This window comes from Paenibacillus silagei, from assembly GCF_017874735.1.
Lineage (GTDB): Bacteria > Bacillota > Bacilli > Paenibacillales > Paenibacillaceae > Paenibacillus_AQ > Paenibacillus_AQ silagei.
This window is the reverse complement of the sequence record NZ_JAGGLV010000013.1, coordinates 197,838-215,687: the sequence shown is the minus strand read 5'-3', so window position 1 is coordinate 215,687 and position 17,850 is coordinate 197,838. Positions and strand designations below refer to the sequence as shown.

15 protein-coding genes are annotated in these 17,850 nt (G+C 56.5%); 2 read left to right on the top strand and 13 right to left on the bottom strand.

Features of this window, described 5'->3' with window-relative positions:
- Positions 1 to 225: 225 nt before the first annotated feature.
- The 4 genes from J2Z70_RS19850 to J2Z70_RS19835 all read right to left on the bottom strand — a co-directional run bounded on the left by J2Z70_RS19850 (position 226) and on the right by J2Z70_RS19835 (position 5,375).
- Positions 226 to 2,178 carry a glycosyl hydrolase family 18 protein gene (locus J2Z70_RS19850; protein ID WP_281068232.1) on the bottom strand — a complete coding sequence of 651 codons (1,953 nt, stop codon included), beginning with the start codon at positions 2,176 to 2,178 and terminating at the stop codon, positions 226 to 228.
- 482 nt (positions 2,179 to 2,660) lie between these two features.
- Positions 2,661 to 3,302: an XTP/dITP diphosphatase gene (locus tag J2Z70_RS19845; RefSeq protein WP_036726063.1), complete on the bottom strand. Its 642-nt coding sequence runs from the start codon at positions 3,300 to 3,302 to the stop codon at positions 2,661 to 2,663.
- A 1-nt stretch (position 3,303) separates the two neighbouring features.
- The gene (gene rph, locus J2Z70_RS19840; protein ID WP_076083128.1) at positions 3,304 to 4,062 is read right to left on the bottom strand and encodes a ribonuclease PH; all 759 of its coding nucleotides are present in this window, start codon (positions 4,060 to 4,062) and stop codon (positions 3,304 to 3,306) included.
- A 191-nt stretch (positions 4,063 to 4,253) separates the two neighbouring features.
- On the bottom strand, positions 4,254 to 5,375 hold the full coding sequence (locus J2Z70_RS19835; RefSeq protein WP_036726066.1) for a GerMN domain-containing protein: 1,122 nt from the start codon (positions 5,373 to 5,375) through the stop codon (positions 4,254 to 4,256).
- 264 nt (positions 5,376 to 5,639) lie between these two features.
- Here J2Z70_RS19835 and J2Z70_RS19830 point away from each other — a divergent pair, with 264 nt between their 5' ends.
- Together J2Z70_RS19830 and J2Z70_RS19825 are read left to right on the top strand one after the other, a co-directional pair.
- Positions 5,640 to 6,239 (top strand): phosphatidylglycerophosphatase A family protein, encoded by a 600-nt coding sequence (locus J2Z70_RS19830; RefSeq protein WP_209876095.1) that lies wholly within the window; start codon positions 5,640 to 5,642, stop codon positions 6,237 to 6,239.
- Positions 6,240 to 6,281: 42 nt separating this feature from the next.
- Positions 6,282 to 7,208 (top strand): prolipoprotein diacylglyceryl transferase, encoded by a 927-nt coding sequence (locus J2Z70_RS19825; protein ID WP_209876093.1) that lies wholly within the window; start codon positions 6,282 to 6,284, stop codon positions 7,206 to 7,208.
- 40 nt (positions 7,209 to 7,248) lie between these two features.
- Here the strand turns inward: J2Z70_RS19825 and J2Z70_RS19820 are convergent, their stop codons facing one another.
- The 9 genes from J2Z70_RS19820 to J2Z70_RS19785 form a co-directional block, all read right to left on the bottom strand.
- On the bottom strand, positions 7,249 to 7,833 hold the full coding sequence (locus J2Z70_RS19820; RefSeq protein WP_245368364.1) for a TetR/AcrR family transcriptional regulator: 585 nt from the start codon (positions 7,831 to 7,833) through the stop codon (positions 7,249 to 7,251).
- A gap of 946 nt (positions 7,834 to 8,779) precedes the next feature.
- Positions 8,780 to 9,775, bottom strand: a complete 996-nt coding sequence (locus tag J2Z70_RS19815) for an MBL fold metallo-hydrolase (RefSeq protein ID WP_342593034.1) — start codon at positions 9,773 to 9,775, stop codon at positions 8,780 to 8,782.
- Positions 9,776 to 9,816: 41 nt separating this feature from the next.
- Positions 9,817 to 10,554 (bottom strand): class I SAM-dependent methyltransferase, encoded by a 738-nt coding sequence (locus J2Z70_RS19810; RefSeq protein WP_209876089.1) that lies wholly within the window; start codon positions 10,552 to 10,554, stop codon positions 9,817 to 9,819.
- A gap of 303 nt (positions 10,555 to 10,857) precedes the next feature.
- Positions 10,858 to 10,986, bottom strand: a complete 129-nt coding sequence (locus J2Z70_RS33705) for a hypothetical protein (RefSeq protein WP_281068231.1) — start codon at positions 10,984 to 10,986, stop codon at positions 10,858 to 10,860.
- Positions 10,987 to 11,096: 110 nt separating this feature from the next.
- Entirely contained in the window at positions 11,097 to 12,812 is a 1,716-nt protein-coding gene (locus J2Z70_RS19805) for a glycoside hydrolase family 13 protein (protein ID WP_209876087.1), read from the bottom strand.
- A 253-nt stretch (positions 12,813 to 13,065) separates the two neighbouring features.
- A complete protein-coding gene (locus tag J2Z70_RS19800) occupies positions 13,066 to 14,367 on the bottom strand; it encodes a BclA C-terminal domain-containing protein (protein ID WP_209876086.1) in 1,302 nt (433 codons plus the stop codon).
- 378 nt (positions 14,368 to 14,745) lie between these two features.
- On the bottom strand, positions 14,746 to 15,516 hold the full coding sequence (locus tag J2Z70_RS19795; protein ID WP_245368363.1) for a Cof-type HAD-IIB family hydrolase: 771 nt from the start codon (positions 15,514 to 15,516) through the stop codon (positions 14,746 to 14,748).
- Positions 15,517 to 15,909: 393 nt separating this feature from the next.
- Complete coding sequence (locus tag J2Z70_RS19790) at positions 15,910 to 17,052, bottom strand: homocitrate synthase/isopropylmalate synthase family protein (protein WP_209876083.1); 1,143 nt, start codon at positions 17,050 to 17,052, stop codon at positions 15,910 to 15,912.
- Positions 17,049 to 17,801 (bottom strand): HesA/MoeB/ThiF family protein, encoded by a 753-nt coding sequence (locus J2Z70_RS19785; RefSeq protein WP_209876081.1) that lies wholly within the window; start codon positions 17,799 to 17,801, stop codon positions 17,049 to 17,051. The genes J2Z70_RS19790 and J2Z70_RS19785 overlap by 4 nt, the downstream gene beginning before the upstream one ends.
- Positions 17,802 to 17,850 lie beyond the last annotated feature (49 nt).

Sequence of the window (17,850 nt, the reverse complement as noted above, 5' to 3'; positions counted from 1 at the left end):
GCTTGCTCACAACCTGCTGAAGCAAGCAGCGAATGACCAGAAACGCAAGGGAGCGATCCTCCAATAACGGAGAATCGCTCCCTTTCTTACAAATTAATCCTTTAAGAAGGCATGGAATTTTTCCCCACCAGTAGAGTATCTACTTTTGGGACAGCCCCGTTCCTTGTTCTGTACTTTAGGCATAGTCATGCTCTATGGCTGGATTCCCTGCTATCCGCTCCGCCTTTAGTTCAGCTTCCAGAGCGCAGGAGTGACATTCGGCTCCCAGCCGGCCAGAGAGGTATGCGCCTGCAGGCAGGTGTAGGATTGCCCGCTGTAAGTTACGATATTGCCGACACTATAAGCGGTGCCCGCTTTCCAGGCAGTAGCGCCTGGGGTAGCCGAAGGGACTGGCGTCACTACAGGAGTAGAGGTTGGCGCTACTGTCGGCGTAGCCGAAGGGCTTACTGTCGGGAGTGGCGTAGCTGTCGGCTGCGGAGTAGCGTTACCGCAGGTTCCGGTCACCCGCCACACCCCGAAAGCTCCGCTAAGATCCGGCCGGTCCCCTTGCGTCCACCACTGGGCCTGATAGATCAGCCCTCCATAGGAGACCTGCTGCCCCTGTGTGTAGACAGCGGTGGAACTCCACGCAGTGGCCGTGCATTGACCTGGTGTCGCAGTCGGCGTAGCTGTTGCGGTCGGCGTGGCCGATGGCTTCACCGTTGCGGTTGGTGTCACTGTTGCCATAGGTGTTGCTGACGGCTTCACTGTCGCGGTCGGCGTAGCTGTTGCGGTCGGCGTGGCCGATGGCTTCACCGTTGCGGTCGGCACCGGCGTAGCCGTTGGTGTGACCACTCCGCCGCCCAGCTCTGCGCTGAGCTTGGTCTGCAGCGTCTTATTGCGGTCCCCGCTGGTCTCCCAGAACATGGCTCCGGCCAGACCCTTGGTTTTCAGGTAGCTGGCTTTGAAGCCGATGGATTCAGCATCATCATAGCTGATGAAGGTCTGGTTGGACGGGTTGTAGAGATAGGGAACCTTGGAGGTGTTGTTCCAGTAACGGGTGTAGCCGTTCTTATTGATATAATTGGCTTCAAGATCACTGAAATCGTAGTTGCCCTTCTCCCAGGTTCCGGTCTGGGAGATCCCGGCAGATACCTGATACTGCCCGTTCCCCGCAGCAGGGGCCCCGCCCCAGCCCCGGCCGTAGAAAGGCATGCCGAGCACCAGCTTATTAGCCGGTACGCCTGCACTCAGATAGCTGGTCACCGCCTTGTCGATATTATAGTTCGCTGGCTCGGTCAGCCCTGACGATGCGGCTGCCGGGTCATAATACAGCGGCGCATTGTGGCCGGTAGTAGGGTTCCAGCTGCCGTTGAAGTCGTAGGTCATAATGTTGATCCAGTCCACCACAGAGGCGATTCCGCTAAGATTGTTATTCTGGATGTAGGTCGGTCCGGCACCGGAAGCGATGGTCAGCAGATACGTTTTGCCGTCGGCAGCTCCTGCGGCATTCAGCTTCTCCCGGATCTTTTGGAGCAGCAGGATGTAGTTCTGCTTATCCTCGGGGCGGTAGCTGTTGCCCGCAAGTCCCCCGCTGACCGGGTATTCCCAGTCCAGATCGACACCGTCCATCTTGTATTTGCGGATGAAATCGACGGAGGAATTGGCGAACACCTCACGGCTTGCCGCCGTGGCAGCCACATCCGAGAAGCGGTTGGACCAGGTCCAGCCCCCGACAGAGATCATCGTCTTCAGATTCGGATTCTTCTCCTTCAGCTTCCAGAGCTGCTTCAGATTCCCCTTGATCGGGTCATCCCATTTATCATCGCCGAAGCTTTTCTGGGCATCGATCCAGGGATCGCCCAGCACTACGGTGCCATTGGGAACGCTGATCGCCTGTCCCTGCTCGTTCTGGCAGGACCAGGTGACCGGATTCGGCCCGGTCGGGTCGGGATTGCCGTGTATTCCGTTCCAGCAAATGTCGGCAAAGGCATAGTTGATGACATTCATTTTACCAGGATCGATATCCGTTACATTATAAGCCCGCCCGTAGGCGGCCCATGAAGCATAGTAGCCGACAATCTTGTAGTCTCCGGCTGCCTGAACAGTTCTGCTGTTTGCACCAAAAGCCGAAAAAAGAGTAAGGAAAAGGACTGCCGCCAAGCCAAGCACAAAGGATTTGCTTTTGATAAAGGCCATTTCGTGATTACCTCCCCGGTTCAATGCGTAACCTGTAAGCCTGCTTCATGGACATCCATGCGTCTTTGCCATCAAGGATATTAAGTGACCGTTCTTCCCTTGCCGCGAATGAGAAAGCTCAGCGTTCACCTCCCGGACCCGATTGGCCTTGACCTTCACCCTGTGAAACTATTAAACTCCTGGCAATCTGACTGGTAGAATAGTGAAATACAGCTCAAAAAAAGCGCAGTTCAGCAGCATACGGATCACTCGCTCCGCTACGGCCTACGTTGTTGTTTGGTACAGGGCAGGGTGGGTGGATTGCGACGATTTGCGGAAGGATGCAGGATCTGCGAAGGGGTGAAGTCAACTCTTATTCTCATACAAAGCCGGAGGATATGCTAGGGATAAATTTCCATAATCAGGGGGGATTATTATCTAAAAAAACAGAAGCAGCCCCGAGCATATTCTGCTTACGGGCTGCTTCCAAGATTCCAACTCTTCTATTTACCGCCGCTCTGCGCAGCAGCAAGCTTCTCGGTCAGACGCCGCAGCGCCGTCCCGCGGTGGCTGATCGACTGCTTCTCCTCAAGCGTCAGCTCAGCCATCGTCTTCTCGTATTCCGGGAGATAGAACAGCGGGTCATAACCGAAACCGCCGGCACCCGCAGGCTCCGAGGTAATCCAGCCTTCGACCGTACCCTCAGCCGTCCATTCCCGGCCGTCCGCTGGATCATAGAGCGACAGGGCACAGACGAACCGGGCAGGACTCAGCAGCGGCTGTCCGGTATCCTCCCCCTGCTTCAGCCGCTCCAGCTCGCTCATCAGCTTCAGGTTATTCGCCTCATCATCCGCCGCCTCGCCGGCATAACGGGCCGAGTATACGCCGGGGCTTCCGTCCAGCGCCTCTACACAGAGACCGGAATCGTCTGCCAGCACCGGCAATCCAAGAGCGTCCCCTACAGCGCGGGATTTCTTGAAGGCATTCTCGGCAAAAGTGGCCCCGTCCTCGACCACATCCGGCAGATCCGGGTAGTCATACATGCTTTTGACCGTAAGTCCCAAGGGAGCAAAGGCATGCTGGAACTCCCGCACCTTGCCTTTGTTCTTCGTCGCGACAATCAGAATTCCGCTGCCGGACTTCATCCTACACCTCTTGACCGGGCTGGCCGGCAGGGATTTTGAGCGCGATGGCGCCAAGGACTTCTTTTTGCACAGCGATCAGCTCGTAGATCCCCTTCTCTCCGAGACCCAGCAGCTGGTCCAGCTCCTGGCGGGTGAACGGGCGCTCTTCGCCCGTGCCCTGAACCTCAACGAAAGCGCCGCTGCCCGTCATGACCACGTTCATATCCACCTTCGCCTTGGAATCCTCTTCATAATTCAGATCGAGCAGCGTCTTGTCGCCCACGACACCCACACTGATAGCTGCCAGGTAGTCTGTAATCGGGAAGACCGTCAGCTTATTCTGGAGGGCAAGCTTGTTCATGGCGAAGGCCATCGCTACAAAAGCACCCGTGATCGAAGCCGTCCGCGTTCCCCCGTCTGCCTGAATGACATCGCAGTCCAGCGTAATACTGCGTTCGCCGAGCGCCTGCAAATTCACCACCGAACGCAGGGCCCGTCCGATCAGGCGCTGGATTTCCATGGTCCGCCCGGTCAGCTTGCCGCGTGCGGCTTCACGCTGGTTGCGGGTCTGGGTCGCGCGGGGAAGCATCGAATATTCGGCGGTTACCCAGCCCTTGCCTTGTCCCTTCAGAAACGGCGGGACCTTCTCATCCACGGTTGCCGTACAGATGACCTTGGTATCTCCCATCTCAATGATGACGGAGCCTTCTGCATATTTGTTGGTCTGGGTCGTTATCGTCAGTGGCCGGAGCTGGTCTTCGTTGCGTCCGTTTGATCTCATCTTTTCTGCCTCCTACATCGTATAGCGCAAAGTTTGTGTATACATTCATCCGTATCTTATACGCAGAAACGGGTGCCGCCCCCTATGGAAGAGAACGGCACCGCTGCTCCTGACCCGTTATTCGGATGAACAATACTTTATTCTATCAAAGAGTAGGCACAAAAGCATCTTTTTAGGCCGGTGGATTCGCTCTAAAGCGGCAGCTCGTTCACATATTCCGGCGCGGAGACCGGCTGGCCGTAATCTACGTTGTTGGTACCCGTAACCGTATCCTTGCCATTCAGACGGATCTGTACCAGCGAATCATCTGTATTCTGGGCCACCGTCAGCACGACCGACTCCAGCATCTCCTCGGGAATGCTTGTGCTGCCTTCGAACATATCATCGGTCAGCGATACGGTGACTACCCCGTTCTGCCCTGCTTTTACAGAATCAACTACCGTTCCCTGCGTCATGACCATCTCCAGGCCGTTCTCGGACTGCGGTCCGGCAATCAGCTCGCTCAGAGCTGCCTTCACCGTATCCCCGCCAGCGGGTACAAAACGGGTAACCGGAACATAATACTGGTGGCCGCCATCCGGTGAAGCAGCTGCGAAATAGACTGTGACTGCGCTGGAGTTCATCATCAGTGCGTTATGCTTCGGCAGATTAATGCCCATCGTACGGGACAGCGGGCGGTCCAGCGGTGTGCCTTGCAGCGGCATTTCAGTCAGCTTTTTGCCATCGACCCAGAGCTGTACTCCCTTGATGTCATCCTGCCCGGTCAGTGTCCAGGTCAGCGCTTCAAGGATTTTGCGTTCATCCGCAGGATCGTAGTCGTTAAACGCCGAGTTGAATTCAACAATTGCGACATGGTCCTGGCCGACAGATACATTGTTCACTTTCGTCCCTGCAGGAAGTACGCCTTGGAAGCCCTTAGGCAGTGCAGACGCGTAATCCCCCTTGCTGACGAGTGCCGTGAGGGAATTTTTCAGCATGACCGTGTCCTCGCTTTTTGGAAAAGACAGAGCCACCGGAGCCAGCAGACCGTTCTGATCCTCCAGATACACAGTAGTCCGCTCCCCGGCTACAGCAGGCGCACCGGTATCCTTCACCCCGGCAGACAGATCAGTCTCATCCATGGAGGCCGGTCCGAATACACCGGTATCCAGCGTATCTTCCCCGCTCACTTGCAGCATTTGCGCTTCTACGGCGGCGGGAGGCGGGTCCACAGCGGCGGATTCTGAACCGAACAGACTGCAGCCGGAGAGCACAAGCGGAACGGCCAGCAGGCAAGCCGCAGACGCCCCGCGGAGGTGTTTCACTGGTTTCATCAATCTTCATTACCCCTTTCTAGCGCTAAGATCAGTTTGTACTGCTATGTATACGAGCCCTGTGTCCAAAAAATAACAACAGCTTATCCTAAATTACAGAAGTTCTGCCGGAACCCCTGCTTGACTGCGGACACTGCTGTGTTCATCCAAGTTCAGCCTGCTTGCGAGATACAAATCCGGAGGTTTCTGGACATCGGTCTGCCGCTTGCGTACAATTTAGTACATACCTGCTAATTCAACCTACTCACGAATGGAGGACTTCTCATGACTGATGCCAAAATTCCTTACAGCCTCAACAGCAAGGCCGTTGCCGAAGCCACCCGGTTCTGGCTGCACAAGCGCGGGGTCACCCTGGAGGAGATTGCCGAGCTTGTCATGCTGCTGCAGAAGAAATACTATCCGAACCTGACCATGGAGGAATGTATTCATAACGTCGAGATGGTACTCAGCAAGCGCGAAGTGCAGAATGCGGTCCTGACCGGCATCCAGCTGGACGTGCTGGCGGAGGAGGGCAAGCTGTTCTCGCCGCTGCAGGATATGATTGAGAACGATGAAGGGTTGTACGGAGTCGACGAGATTCTCGCCTTCTCGATCGTTAATGTATATGGCAGTATCGGGTTCACCAACTATGGTTACGTGGACAAGCTCAAGCCCGGCGTACTGGAGAGGCTGAATGACAAAACCACCGGCCAGATTCATACCTATCTGGATGATATCGTCGGTGCTGTAGCCGCAGCGGCCAGCAGCCGGATCGCCCACCGCAAGCAGGCGGAACGCGAGGAGGAGCTGGGCCTGCCCCATGCCCCGGAGGACGCGGAAGAGGCTGCACGGCGCAGCCGGCTGGAGGAAACGTTGCCGGAATAAAGCCGGACTTAATATGGATCATTGGAAAGGTGCGAGATGTGCATGACCTATTCGTTCGTAGTGGAGCCGCTGGCCGTCCAGGATTTCGAGAGTGAGGATGAGCGGATTGAGCGGTGTAAGGAATGGAATCTTCTGCCCGGTTCAGCCACCCGGGTCAAGACTTATCTGTACAAGCGGCAGGGCCTGACCCTGCCTTGTGAAATTATAGGGTTTGTGGATAATCAGACGGTGGTGGTCCAGTTCGAGAATAAGCAGCAGCATTGTATCCACCCGGCCTACCTCAAAGAAATGCAGACCGCCAGCTTCGGCCAGCGCGCGCAAGCGGCGGCGGATGCACGGTCCGAGGACCCGGCAGAAGCTGCCGGAGAAGCCGAGTTGCTGGAGAACCAGCCGGTTGAGGGTGATGCGGAGGTTCGCGGTGAGGCTGATGCGGGGGGTGCGGGGAGTGCTGGTGCTACGGTGGGCGAGACTGCGGAGCGTTCAGAGAGTGGGAGTGCTGCGGTGGGCGAGACTGCGGAGCGTTCAGAGAGTGGGAGTGCTGCGGTGGGCGAGACTGCGGAGCGTTCAGAGAGTGGGAGTGCTGCGGAAGGCGTGAGTGCTACGGAGACAGCGGCTCCTGCAGAGAAGCCGCGCAAGCCAGCCGCCTCCAAAAAGAAGCCCGCCCTGCAGCTGCCGGAAGACAAGCTCAAGGTTACAGCGGTTGTCAAGGAATTCACGACCGTTCCCAACCACTTTTCGGATAACGATGACGAAGTGATTATCTATGACAATGTAGTGATAGAAGGGCATGAGCTGGCCATTGACGAAGTCTGGTCAAGCCATAGTGCCACGCTGAAGAAGCTGGAGCTGAAGGAGGGCGACCCTGTTTCTTTTGAAGCGAAGATTGTAGCCAAGAAGCTCTCCCAGCACCCGGTCAAATACAAAATCAACAACCCGTCCAAGATGAAGGTGATCCAGCCGGATTCTTAAGAATGGGGATAACCGCAGGCCACTGGACAATACCGGCAGCTCATTGTCTAGGCAGCGCGTCCAGCGGCTGCGGTCCCATCTGGTTGCGTTCGAGGAGGATACTGATATCCTCCATCAGCTTTTTGGCCGAAATAGGCAGCGAGTGTGTAATCCACCATTCCATGACTCCCACAGCAGCCGAAGCCATAAAATGCAGCAGCATCTCCTTGTTCATCCCCCGGTTCACACCCTCCATATCGATCTGCGCCGCCAGTCCCTCCATCAGCATGGTATGCAGACGGCTTCTGAAGGCAGGAATGCCGCTGTTATTAATCAGGGTAATGAAGACGGTAGCATGCTGCTCCACATATTCAGCCGTACGCAGCAGGGGACCGGAGGAGGTGAAATCCAGATTCTCCTGGACGCCCATACAGCGGTCACGCAGCTCCGTCATTTCCTGCTCAACACACTGATCCAGCAGATCATATTTGTCCACAAAATGAAGATAGATAGTCCCTCTGCTGACATTAGCCCGCTCCGCAATCTCATGTACCGTAATCTGTTCAAAGCTCTTCTCTTCCATCAGACTAAGAAACGCCTTAAAAATAGCATCCCGCGTCTTCCCGATCCGCCTGTCCACTGCCATCCCTCTTACATCTCCTTCCCCTGAGCCCTTAGTTGGGTTCATCATATTTATCAGTTGTCAAAAAATCAACAGGTGTGCAGAATTCAGGGGCATTTGTGCTCCTCATTTACGCTCCCCACCCGCTTTCGCCGAATTCAGGGGCATTTGTGCTCCTCATTTACGCTCCCCCGCCCACTTTCGGCGAATTCAGGGGCACTTGTGCTCTTCATTTACGCTCCCCCGCCCACTTTCGGCGAATTCAGGGGCACTTGTGCTCTTCATTTACGCTCCCCGCCCGCTTTCGGCGAATTCAGGGGCATTTGTGCTCTTCATTTACGCTCCCCACCCGCTTTCGGCGAATTCAGGGGCATTTGTGCTCTTCATTTACGCTCCCTGCCCACTTTCGCCGAATTCAGGGGCATTTGTGCTCCTCATTTACGCTCCCCGCCCGCTTTCGCCGAATTCAGGGGCATTTGTGCTCTTCATTCAGACTGCTCAATGGGATTTATCCCTTTCATTTCTACACATCCGCCATTTTCAGCAAAATCAATGGGATTTATCCCTTTGAATCTCATACCGCACCGCTTACAGCCGACTTTGGAGCAGGGATGAGATGTGTTGATTACAGGCTACAAGTTTTCACCAACAAATTGGCCATTTCTTCCAGGCATTCCAGTTCTCTAGGTTCTCAGAATAGTGTGAGGGTAACAACAGGCTAATGAGCGGTTTTCCGTCAGCGGGTTGTATGCAGCGGGGCATCAGCAGCGGGTTGTGACCATTGAGTTACGGGTGGTGAGTTACGGGTTGTGAGCTTAAGAGTTATGAATTGTGAGTTACGTGTGATGAGCCACGTGTGATGAGCTATGTATGATGAGCTACTACATGTCATGAGCAGCGGGCTATCGGCAGCAGATTACAGTATGTTGTAATCTACTGCCAGGAGCCTGCACCGCTTCCTCGCGCCAGTCTACTCCACAGCCGTGAAAAGCAGGCCGCCGCCAGGCCCGGCCTCCGTCTCGGCCGCCCGCCCTCGGCGCACCAGCTCGGCCAGATGGGCCAGCGCCTCGCTCATGGCGAATCGCATCTGGTGCGCTGTCGCGACCCGGCTGCGGAACAGCCCCTCGCAGACCGCGAACCCGCTCTGCGGTCCGCCTGCGAGCAGCGCGGCTGTAGCATCCAGCCGCTCCTCATGGTGCCGGAGCAGGCTGTCCGCCCGCGCCGTGAACCCCGGGAACGGTTCCCGGTGGCCCGGGAACGCCAGCGTAACCCGCAGGCTGCGCAGCTCCCGCAGCCCCTCCAGGAACGTCAGCAGCGGCTGCGGATCGCTGCCCGGCTGCAGGCCGACATTGGGCGAGATCTGCGGCAGCACAGCATCGCCGCAGAGGATCTGCCCGCTGCCGCCGTGGTAGAACGACACATGCCCCGGCGCATGCCCGCCTGTGATAATGGGCTGCCATTTCCGGCTGCCCATCACAAACGTCTCCGCGGCATTGATATAGGTGACCTCCGGCTGCGGGATCACCTCGGGCAGGAAGCTATCCAGATGCTCCCGGATACCCAGAAGCCACTCCTCCGGCATGCCATGCCGCCGGAAAAAGAGCGGCAGCGCCTCATTCAGAATCGCCTCGTCCCCCCAGGCCAGGGCAGCCTCGGCATGCGCCCGCTCGCTCATCCATACCCGCGCTCCGCTGCGGGACTGCATCCAGCCTGCCAGCCCGTAATGGTCGGGATGATGATGGGTCACCACGATATCCCGCACCTGCGTCCAGGTAAGGCTCAGCGCCTCAAGTACCCCCTGCCAGGCAAGCTCGGCAGCCGGTGTATGCGGGCCTGGATCAATGACTGTAACCCTGCCGTCCTTGTCCGGCAGAAGATAGCTGTTAACCTGGCGCAGCGGCAGTCCCATTGGTACAGATACCTGAAGAACTCCTTCGTCCCAAGCTTGAATGATCTCCTTGTTCAACCTTCCTTCGCCTCCTCTAAGCCCTCTCCCTGATGCCATCTCTAAGGTCTGCCTCCCATGAAGATCATGCGGGCTGAGGCTTCAGTGTCATATTCCTCTTCATCGTAGCCGCCGTGAACGGTATCCAGCCGCAGCCCGGCAGCGTCAAGCATTCTGCGGAAATCCTCCAGCGTGTAGAGCTTCACCCGTTCCTGGCACCTGCGGGCCGGAGCGCTCCCGGCCTTCGAGGTCAGCAGGATCTCCTTTTTCACATACCCCTCCTCGATCCGGCGGGTCTCGTCAATCGTGATATCTCCATCCTCGCGGACCGAATGGGGCACCAGATGGCGGATGACGTAAGCCGGGTTCAGGAAATCAATGAGGAACCGGCCGCCCGGCTTCAGCATCCGGCAGATCTCCTTAAGCACCTTAATCTGCTCCTCATCCTCTTCAAAATACCCAAAAGAAGTGAACAAATTGACCACAGCATCGAAACCGCCCTTAAGCGGAAGCTCACGCATATCCGAGCGCAGCCAGGTTACCTGCTCCGCACCCGCCTGCGCACGCGCCTCACGCAGCAGCACCTCCGACAGATCCACGCCTGTTACTTCATAGCCAGCCTGCGACAGAGCCAGCGAATGGCGGCCCATGCCGCAGCAGAGGTCCAGCACCTTCGCGCCCCGTGGCAGGCCAAGCCACTGGATCAGGCTCTCCACCTCATGACGCGCACCGCTGAAATCCCTGTGTCTGTATACAATCAGATAGTCCTCGCCAAAACATTGCTCATACCACTCACTCATCTCTCTCCTAACTCCCTCCATACCCCGCTTCACCGCACGGGCTTATCCCTGTCTCTAATAACGCCTATTGTACCGCCTTTTAGTGTAGAAGCCCAGCGAAGTCACAGACCTGCAACACATAATCATTTATTTATATTTAAAGGATTAGGATCACAGTGCGGGTTAAAAACGTATTACCTCGCGGCGTATATGTATTCAGTTTTCCGCATACATTCGGCCCACTCGCCCTCCACGTGCCCATTGTATTCGGTTTTCCGCATACATTTTACCTCCTCAACTAGTCCGTCCTGCATACGCTGAAAATTAGTTGCACTCCTGCTCCTGCTGCCCCTCCCCCTGCTCTTCTTCCTGCTCTTTCTCCTGCTCTTCCTCCTGTTCTTTCTCACGCTCCTTCCTCAGCCCCACCATCCCCACAGAGCAGAAACGATTCATGGAATCGTAATTTCCTGAACAAACACAAACAGCAGCCCCGGTACCGCCGGGGCTGCTGCACATCTGTACGTTTGGTTATGAAGTAAGTTATGGGATCCTGAGTTATAGCTTCACTTCGCTTTAGCAGAGCCCTTATCCAACCGCTGGAGATACACGCGCGCTTCATAAGGGCGGAGCTTCAACTGCTGGAGATCCTCCTCCTGAGCAGGCTCATAATTGGAGATCAGCATCTCCAGCTTCGCGGCCGGCTGGAATTCCTCCGGCAGCTCGAATACCGGCTCATGCCCGAAGAAATTCAGGACCACGAGCAGGCGCTCGTCCTCCAGCGTCCGGGTATAGGCATAGATTTCGGGATGCTCCTTCAGCAGCAGTCCATATTCGCCGTAGACGATGACCTGATGTTTTTTACGCAGCTGGATCAGCTTTTTATAATAGTTGTAAATAGAGTCGGGGTCCTTGACGCTGCTGGCTGCGTTGATCTCCCGGGAGTTCGAGTTGACCCTGATCCACGGGACACCTGTGGTGAACCCGCCATCCTCGCCATCATCCCATTGCATCGGAGTCCGGGCATTGTCGCGGCTTTTGGTATGAATAGCAGCCATGATGTCGGCTTCGGGAACACCGGCGTTGCGCTTTTCCTCATAATAGTTCAAGGTCTCCACATCCCGGTAATCATCGATCGACTCGAAGGCCACATTGGTCATGCCGATCTCCTCACCCTGATAAATATACGGCGTGCCTTCAAGCATATGAATGAAGGTGGCGAGCATCTTGGCCGACGGAACCCGGTAGTACAGGTCATCGCCGAACCGCGAGACCGAGCGCGGCTGGTCGTGATTACACAGATAGTTGGCGTTCCAGCCCCGGTTATGCAGGACGGTCTGCCAATCGCTGATGATGGTCTTAAGCTCCGTCAGCTTCCAGGGCACCACATCCCATTTCCCGCTGCCCGGCGAGGCGGCATCCAGATTCATATGCTCGAACTGAAAGGTCATATTCAGCTCGCGGCGTCCGTCTCCAACATAATCCAGCGCCTGCTCCGGCCCGAGGCCGGAGGTCTCCCCTACCGTCATAATGTCGTAGTAATAGAGCACCTGATCGTGCAGATTCTGCAGCAGGGTATGCACATGATTCAGGTTCGAGAACATGTCATAGGCGCGGACAGTGGGGGTGCCGCCGGGATTCAGGGCATCCGGGTAGCCTTCCGCCTTCACGATATGGGCAATTGCATCGAAGCGGAAGCCATCCACACCCTTCTTCAGCCACCATTGCACCATCTCGTGCAGCTTGTCGATGACGGCCGGATTCTCCCAGTTGAGATCGGGCTGGAACCTGGAGTACAAGTGCAGATAATATTCATCCGTCCGGGGGTCAAGCTCCCAGACCGAGCCGCTGAAGTAGGATTCCCAGTTGTTCGGGGGGCCGCCGTTTTTGCCTTTGCGCCAGATATAATAGTCCCGTTTGGGATTATCCTTCGAGCTTCTCGATTCAACGAACCACGGGTGCTCATGCGAGGTATGGTTCAGCACCAGATCCATCATCAGCTTCATGCCGCGGGAATGCATCTCGCGCAGCAGCAGGTCGAAGTCATCCATCGTGCCGAATTCCTTCATAATGTCGCAGTAGTCGCTGATATCATAGCCATTGTCATGGTTCGGGGATTTATAAATCGGGCAGACCCAGATCACATCCACCCCGAGGTCCTGCAAGTAATCAAGCTTCGATAAGATCCCGCGCAGATCTCCAATGCCGTCACCGTTACTGTCCATGAAGCTAATCGGATAGATCTGGTAGACAACACTCTCTTTCCACCATTTAGGGTTCACTTCAGATACCTCCGCTTCTCTCGATTCCTGTGGTGCTAGACATAATAATATATCTTAACCACACTGGCTGAAGTGAATAACAATTTATCTAAAAAGCGTATAACTGCTCCTTAGTGTCAACCCCAGAACAGCAACTTCAACAACTGCGTATCTACAAGCCTTATAGACCCTTGCCGAAAAAAGAAAGGGCGGAAACCCGATCAGGTCCCCCGCCCTCTTTACAACCCTGCTCTTTATCCTTGCAGTTGATCTGCTAGGCCAGCTGCTTAATCACAATCGAAGCATTGACATTGGCTTGTGTGCCGCCAGCCAGCGTCTGCAGTGTGACGGCGGCAGACGAGCTGTGATTCCGGAGCGTCAGCACATCACCTGAGGATAAAGCGATGATCGCCTGCCCGGTATTCTGCTGAGTGCCTGCGCCCGATCCATAGACCGTTCCCGGAACCTGTGCCCCATTCACGAATAGGGCGAACTGGCTGGGCTCCACACCGGATACCGAGAAATTAACCTCATAGATTCCGGCATTGGCAACCGAAATTGTAGTTGTCCCAGGGGCATGTGTAATTCCCGGGGTAATCAGCCCATTTGTATCAAAAGACACATCTGCCTCAATCGGCACTACCTGTGCTCCGAGGTTATATACATAAGCGAACTGGGCGATTCCTCCAGCCGCTCCTGTGGCCCCGGTTGCACCCGCTGGACCGGCAACTCCTGTTGCCCCTGTGGCTCCAGCTGGCCCTGCTACACCTGTAGCTCCTGTGGCCCCGGCGGGCCCTGCTGCACCTGTAGCGCCTGTGGCCCCGGCGGGCCCTGCTGCTCCATCTGCTCCGGCAGGACCTGCCGGGCCTACAGGGCCTGCCGCTCCGCCCGCTCCTGCGGGTCCTGCCGGTCCTACTGCTCCCGCAGGTCCTGCGGGTCCTACAGGGCCTGCGGGTCCTGGTGCGCCCGCCGGCCCTGCCGGGCCAATCCCTCCCAGCGCTCCGGCTATCCCAGCTGCTCCCGCTGCTCCTGCGGCTCCGGCTGCTCCGGCTGCTCCGAGTGCACCCTGAGCTCCGGCTGCACCCAATGCTCCGGCGGCTCCCGCTGCTCCCAGAAGCCCGGCAGCCCCGGCTGCTCCACGGGCACCAGCTGCCCCGCCTGCTCCTGCGGCTCCGCCTACGCCTGCGGCTCCGAGCGCACCAGCCGCTCCCGCGGCTCCAAGTGCACCCGCTGCTCCCGCTGCTCCAACCGCCCCAAGCGCACCGGCCGCTCCTGCGGCTCCGAGCGCACCTGCTGCTCCTGCGGCTCCCAGCGCTCCTGCTGCTCCGGCTGCTCCAGCTGTTCCCAGTGCTTCTACAGCTCCAGCCGCATTCAAGGCTCCTGCGGCTCCGGCTGCACCCAAAGCACCTAATGGAATATTAACGCGGACAATTTGCTTTTTGACGATAATATTTTTCTTGCAGCTGCAATTGTTGTCCTTCCGTTTTCTCACGGGACGTTTCGCTCTCGGCAAAGGGCATCCGGTAAGCTCCTCTGTGCAGCTCCGCTTTTTCTTCTTATATTCCGTACGACCCATATTCGACACCTCCTATAGACTCTATGTATCCTACTCCGTTCACCCAGAAAGGGCATGGACATTCATCCTGTAGGCAAATAATTATTTTATGGAAAAGTGGTTAATTGTACAGGATGGACAAACTCAATTCACCCCGTCAGGCCAGAGTTTGTTCTCATACCCGCTCACCACCCGTCCACCAAAAACATATACTATTGCCGGACAAAAAGCTTTCATTGCCCCGTTGATCATATTTGATTGCAATGCAAAAAAAAGAGTATTCCATTGCATAAACTGCAATCGAATACTCTTCCAGTAAAGCACCATGCTAAATCCCGGAGTAAGAATATCCCCTCAAGAGTTCAATGAAGTGAGACCATAGCAACCGAGTGCTCCTATTTACAGCAGCCCGACCATCTTCAAGCCTTCATAGATCCCGTCCTCGCGGACAGATTTCGTAATGAAGGAGGCGGCCGCCTTCGCCGCCTTCTCGCCGTTGCCCATGGCAATGCCATACCCGACATACCCCAGCATCTCCACATCATTCAGGCCATCGCCAAAAGCATAGACCTCTTCCTTCTTCACCCCGATCACCTTCAGCATCTCCGCGATCCCGTTCGCTTTGGAGCCGTTGCCGGGCAGCACATCCATACACAGCGGGTGCCAGCGGATGAAATTCAGCTCCGGGTACCGCTCGGCATAGATCTGCTGACTCTCCTGCGGACAGAAGATCATCGCCTGGTAAATGTCATTTTTCAGAAAATATCCCGCATCATGCGTCGGAAATACCAGCTTCAGCGAACCAACGCTCGTATTGATGTACTCATGATCGGCCACATTCACTCTCATGCCCGCCGTATCCGTATACGCAACAGGGTGATCCAGCTTCTCCGCGAACAAGGTCAGCTCCTCCAGCACGCTGGTCGCAATCGGGTTCTTGTACACCGGCTTCCCTTCATAGACTACATACTGCCCGTTCAGCGAGACATATGAGTCAATTCCCAGCTCCCCGCGCAGCCCCTCGAACATATAATCCGCTCTTCCGGTAGCAATTGCTACATGGTGCCCGCGTCTCTTCAGCTCCGCTATCGCTTCTCTGGTGGAAGCCGGAATATTCTTGTCTTCATCATAGATCGTACCGTCAATATCGAAAAAAATCGTTTTCTTCAAAGTGATGCCTTCCCTTCTCCATACGCTCTGCCTATTTACAGCCTGCTCAAATTGTAACAAAATCCTCCGTCAAAGTAGAGTCTATTCTCCCCCCGGCCTGCCAGCCCCGGATATCATCAGCCGTTGTATTCCAAAAAAAGCTGCGCCGCACTCCACATGGAGGACAGCCCAGCTTAAGCATCCGCATATATAAAACGCACTTATAGTAGAACTCAAAGCTTGGTCGTCACTGCGGTGAACATTTGGACTTCCGGCCGCTGTTGTATTTTGGATTTCCTAATTGCAACCACTCCTCGTGGTAGAAATCCAAACACAAAGCGGTCGCTATCGCTCCTCCAGTTCCAAATTTCCCCTCCGCTTCTTTTTGCTTTTTGTTAAATTCTTTAGTGCTGCCTACACCGCGTTCTGCGCGCGCTGCTGCTCTTCCATCAGCCACTGCAGGAGCATGACTTCCGGCACAGTGCCCTTGCGGGCCTCCGCGTAGGCCCGGACCTTCTCCAGCAGACGGCCGGCCGTCTCGGCGCTGACCGCAAGTCCCTGCTGCTCCAGCACATGGGCCACGCCGCCGCTGCCGGAATGCTTGCCCAGCACATAGCGGTGCGCGCGGCCGACCACCGCCGGATCGAAGAACTGATACGTCTCCTGCTCCTTCATCAGCCCGTCCACATGAATCCCGGATTCATGGGTGAAGGCGAGCTGTCCCACGACCGGCTTCGCATCGCCGACACTGCGGCCGGACGCGGCAATAACCTTGTCCGCGAGGCCCTGGAGCCCCTCCAGCCGGACCGCGCATTCCCCGCCGTACAAATAGCGCCAGGCCATGGCTACTTCCTCCATGGCCGCATTGCCGGTCCTCTCGCCGATCCCGGCCACCGTCGTACTGGCCCACACCGCTCCGGCGGCGATGCCGCTGAGCGTATTCGCGCAGGCCAGCCCGAAATCATTGTGGCAGTGTACCTCCAGCTCCACATCCTCAGGCACTGCGCCCAGCAGCTGGCTTACCCGCTCTGCCATCTGGCCCGGATGATGGGCTGAGACGGTATCTGCATACCGGAACCTGCGGATGCCTTCCTTGTATAAGGTATTCACCACTTCGATCAGGAAGCCTATATCCGCCCTGGAGGAGTCCTCCATGCCTGCCGATACAGTCATACCCTGCCGCAGCCCGTACTCCACGGTACGCAGCAGCTTGTTCAGACCTTCCCGGGGTGTCAGCCCCAGCTTGCCCTGCAGCTGAATCTCCGACACCGGAATGGAGATATGGCTCCATTTCACGCCGGTAGCCTTGGCCTTGTCAATATCCCCTGGCACCGAGCGGTTCCATGTCATTAGCTTCATGGGTAATCCCAGCTCAGCAACAGCGGCAATATCCTCCTGCTCCCGCTTGCCCATGGCAGGAATGCCTACCTCTGCCTGCTCTACTCCGCTCTCCGACAGCAACTTTGCGATTTCCAGCTTTTCCGCCCTCGTGAATGATACTCCAGCCGCCTGTTCACCATCCCTGAGTGTCGTGTCACATAGCTTGAGACGTTTCACGGTTTACCTCCCTCTCCGCAGCAAGCGCAATTCGGATTACGGGCAATACGGACGCTATAACAGGCGAAGTCGAGTGAGCTGAAGCGATGCATTACGCCCGCGTAAGTTGTCCCTACCCCTGTAATCCATTTTACGGCCTCCAGCGCTGCCAGACAACCGGCAATCCCGGAGGTGGCGCCCAGAACCGGGAAGCCGAGCGGCTCCCACTGCGGCGGCAACTCCGGATACAGGCATTCGAGGCAGGGCGTAAGTCCGGGAATCACCGTAGTAAGCGATATTTCAAAGCCATACATGGCCGATTCCACCATAGGTGTATTCGTATCGACACATAGCCGGTTCAGCGCATAACGCTCCGGGAAGTCGTAGCGGGCATCGATCACAAGATCGGCCGCTTCCACCCAGGGGCGTGCCTGAGGATATTCAATTCTGGAATTATAGCCTTCAATCTCTACATGCGGATTCAGCTGCTTCAGCCGGGCAACCGCCGTACTCATCCGCTCCTGACCCAGATGCCCGCTGTCCATCAGAATCTGCCGGTTCAGGTCAGGGGCTACAATGACCCCCTCATGGGACAAAATAAGCCGACCCACGCCTGCCGCCGCCAAATAGAGGGCAGCCGTTCCGCCAAGCCCGCCGATTCCGGCCACCATAACCGTCGCTTCCTTCAGCGCCTTCTGCCCGTCTTCCCCGACCAGCTTCAGCTGCCGGGTGTACCGTTCCAGCTCCAACCCTCCGGCAAGCTGCTCCATCCCTGACTCCCCCTGTGACCACTTATATAAGACGCATAGATATTCCTTT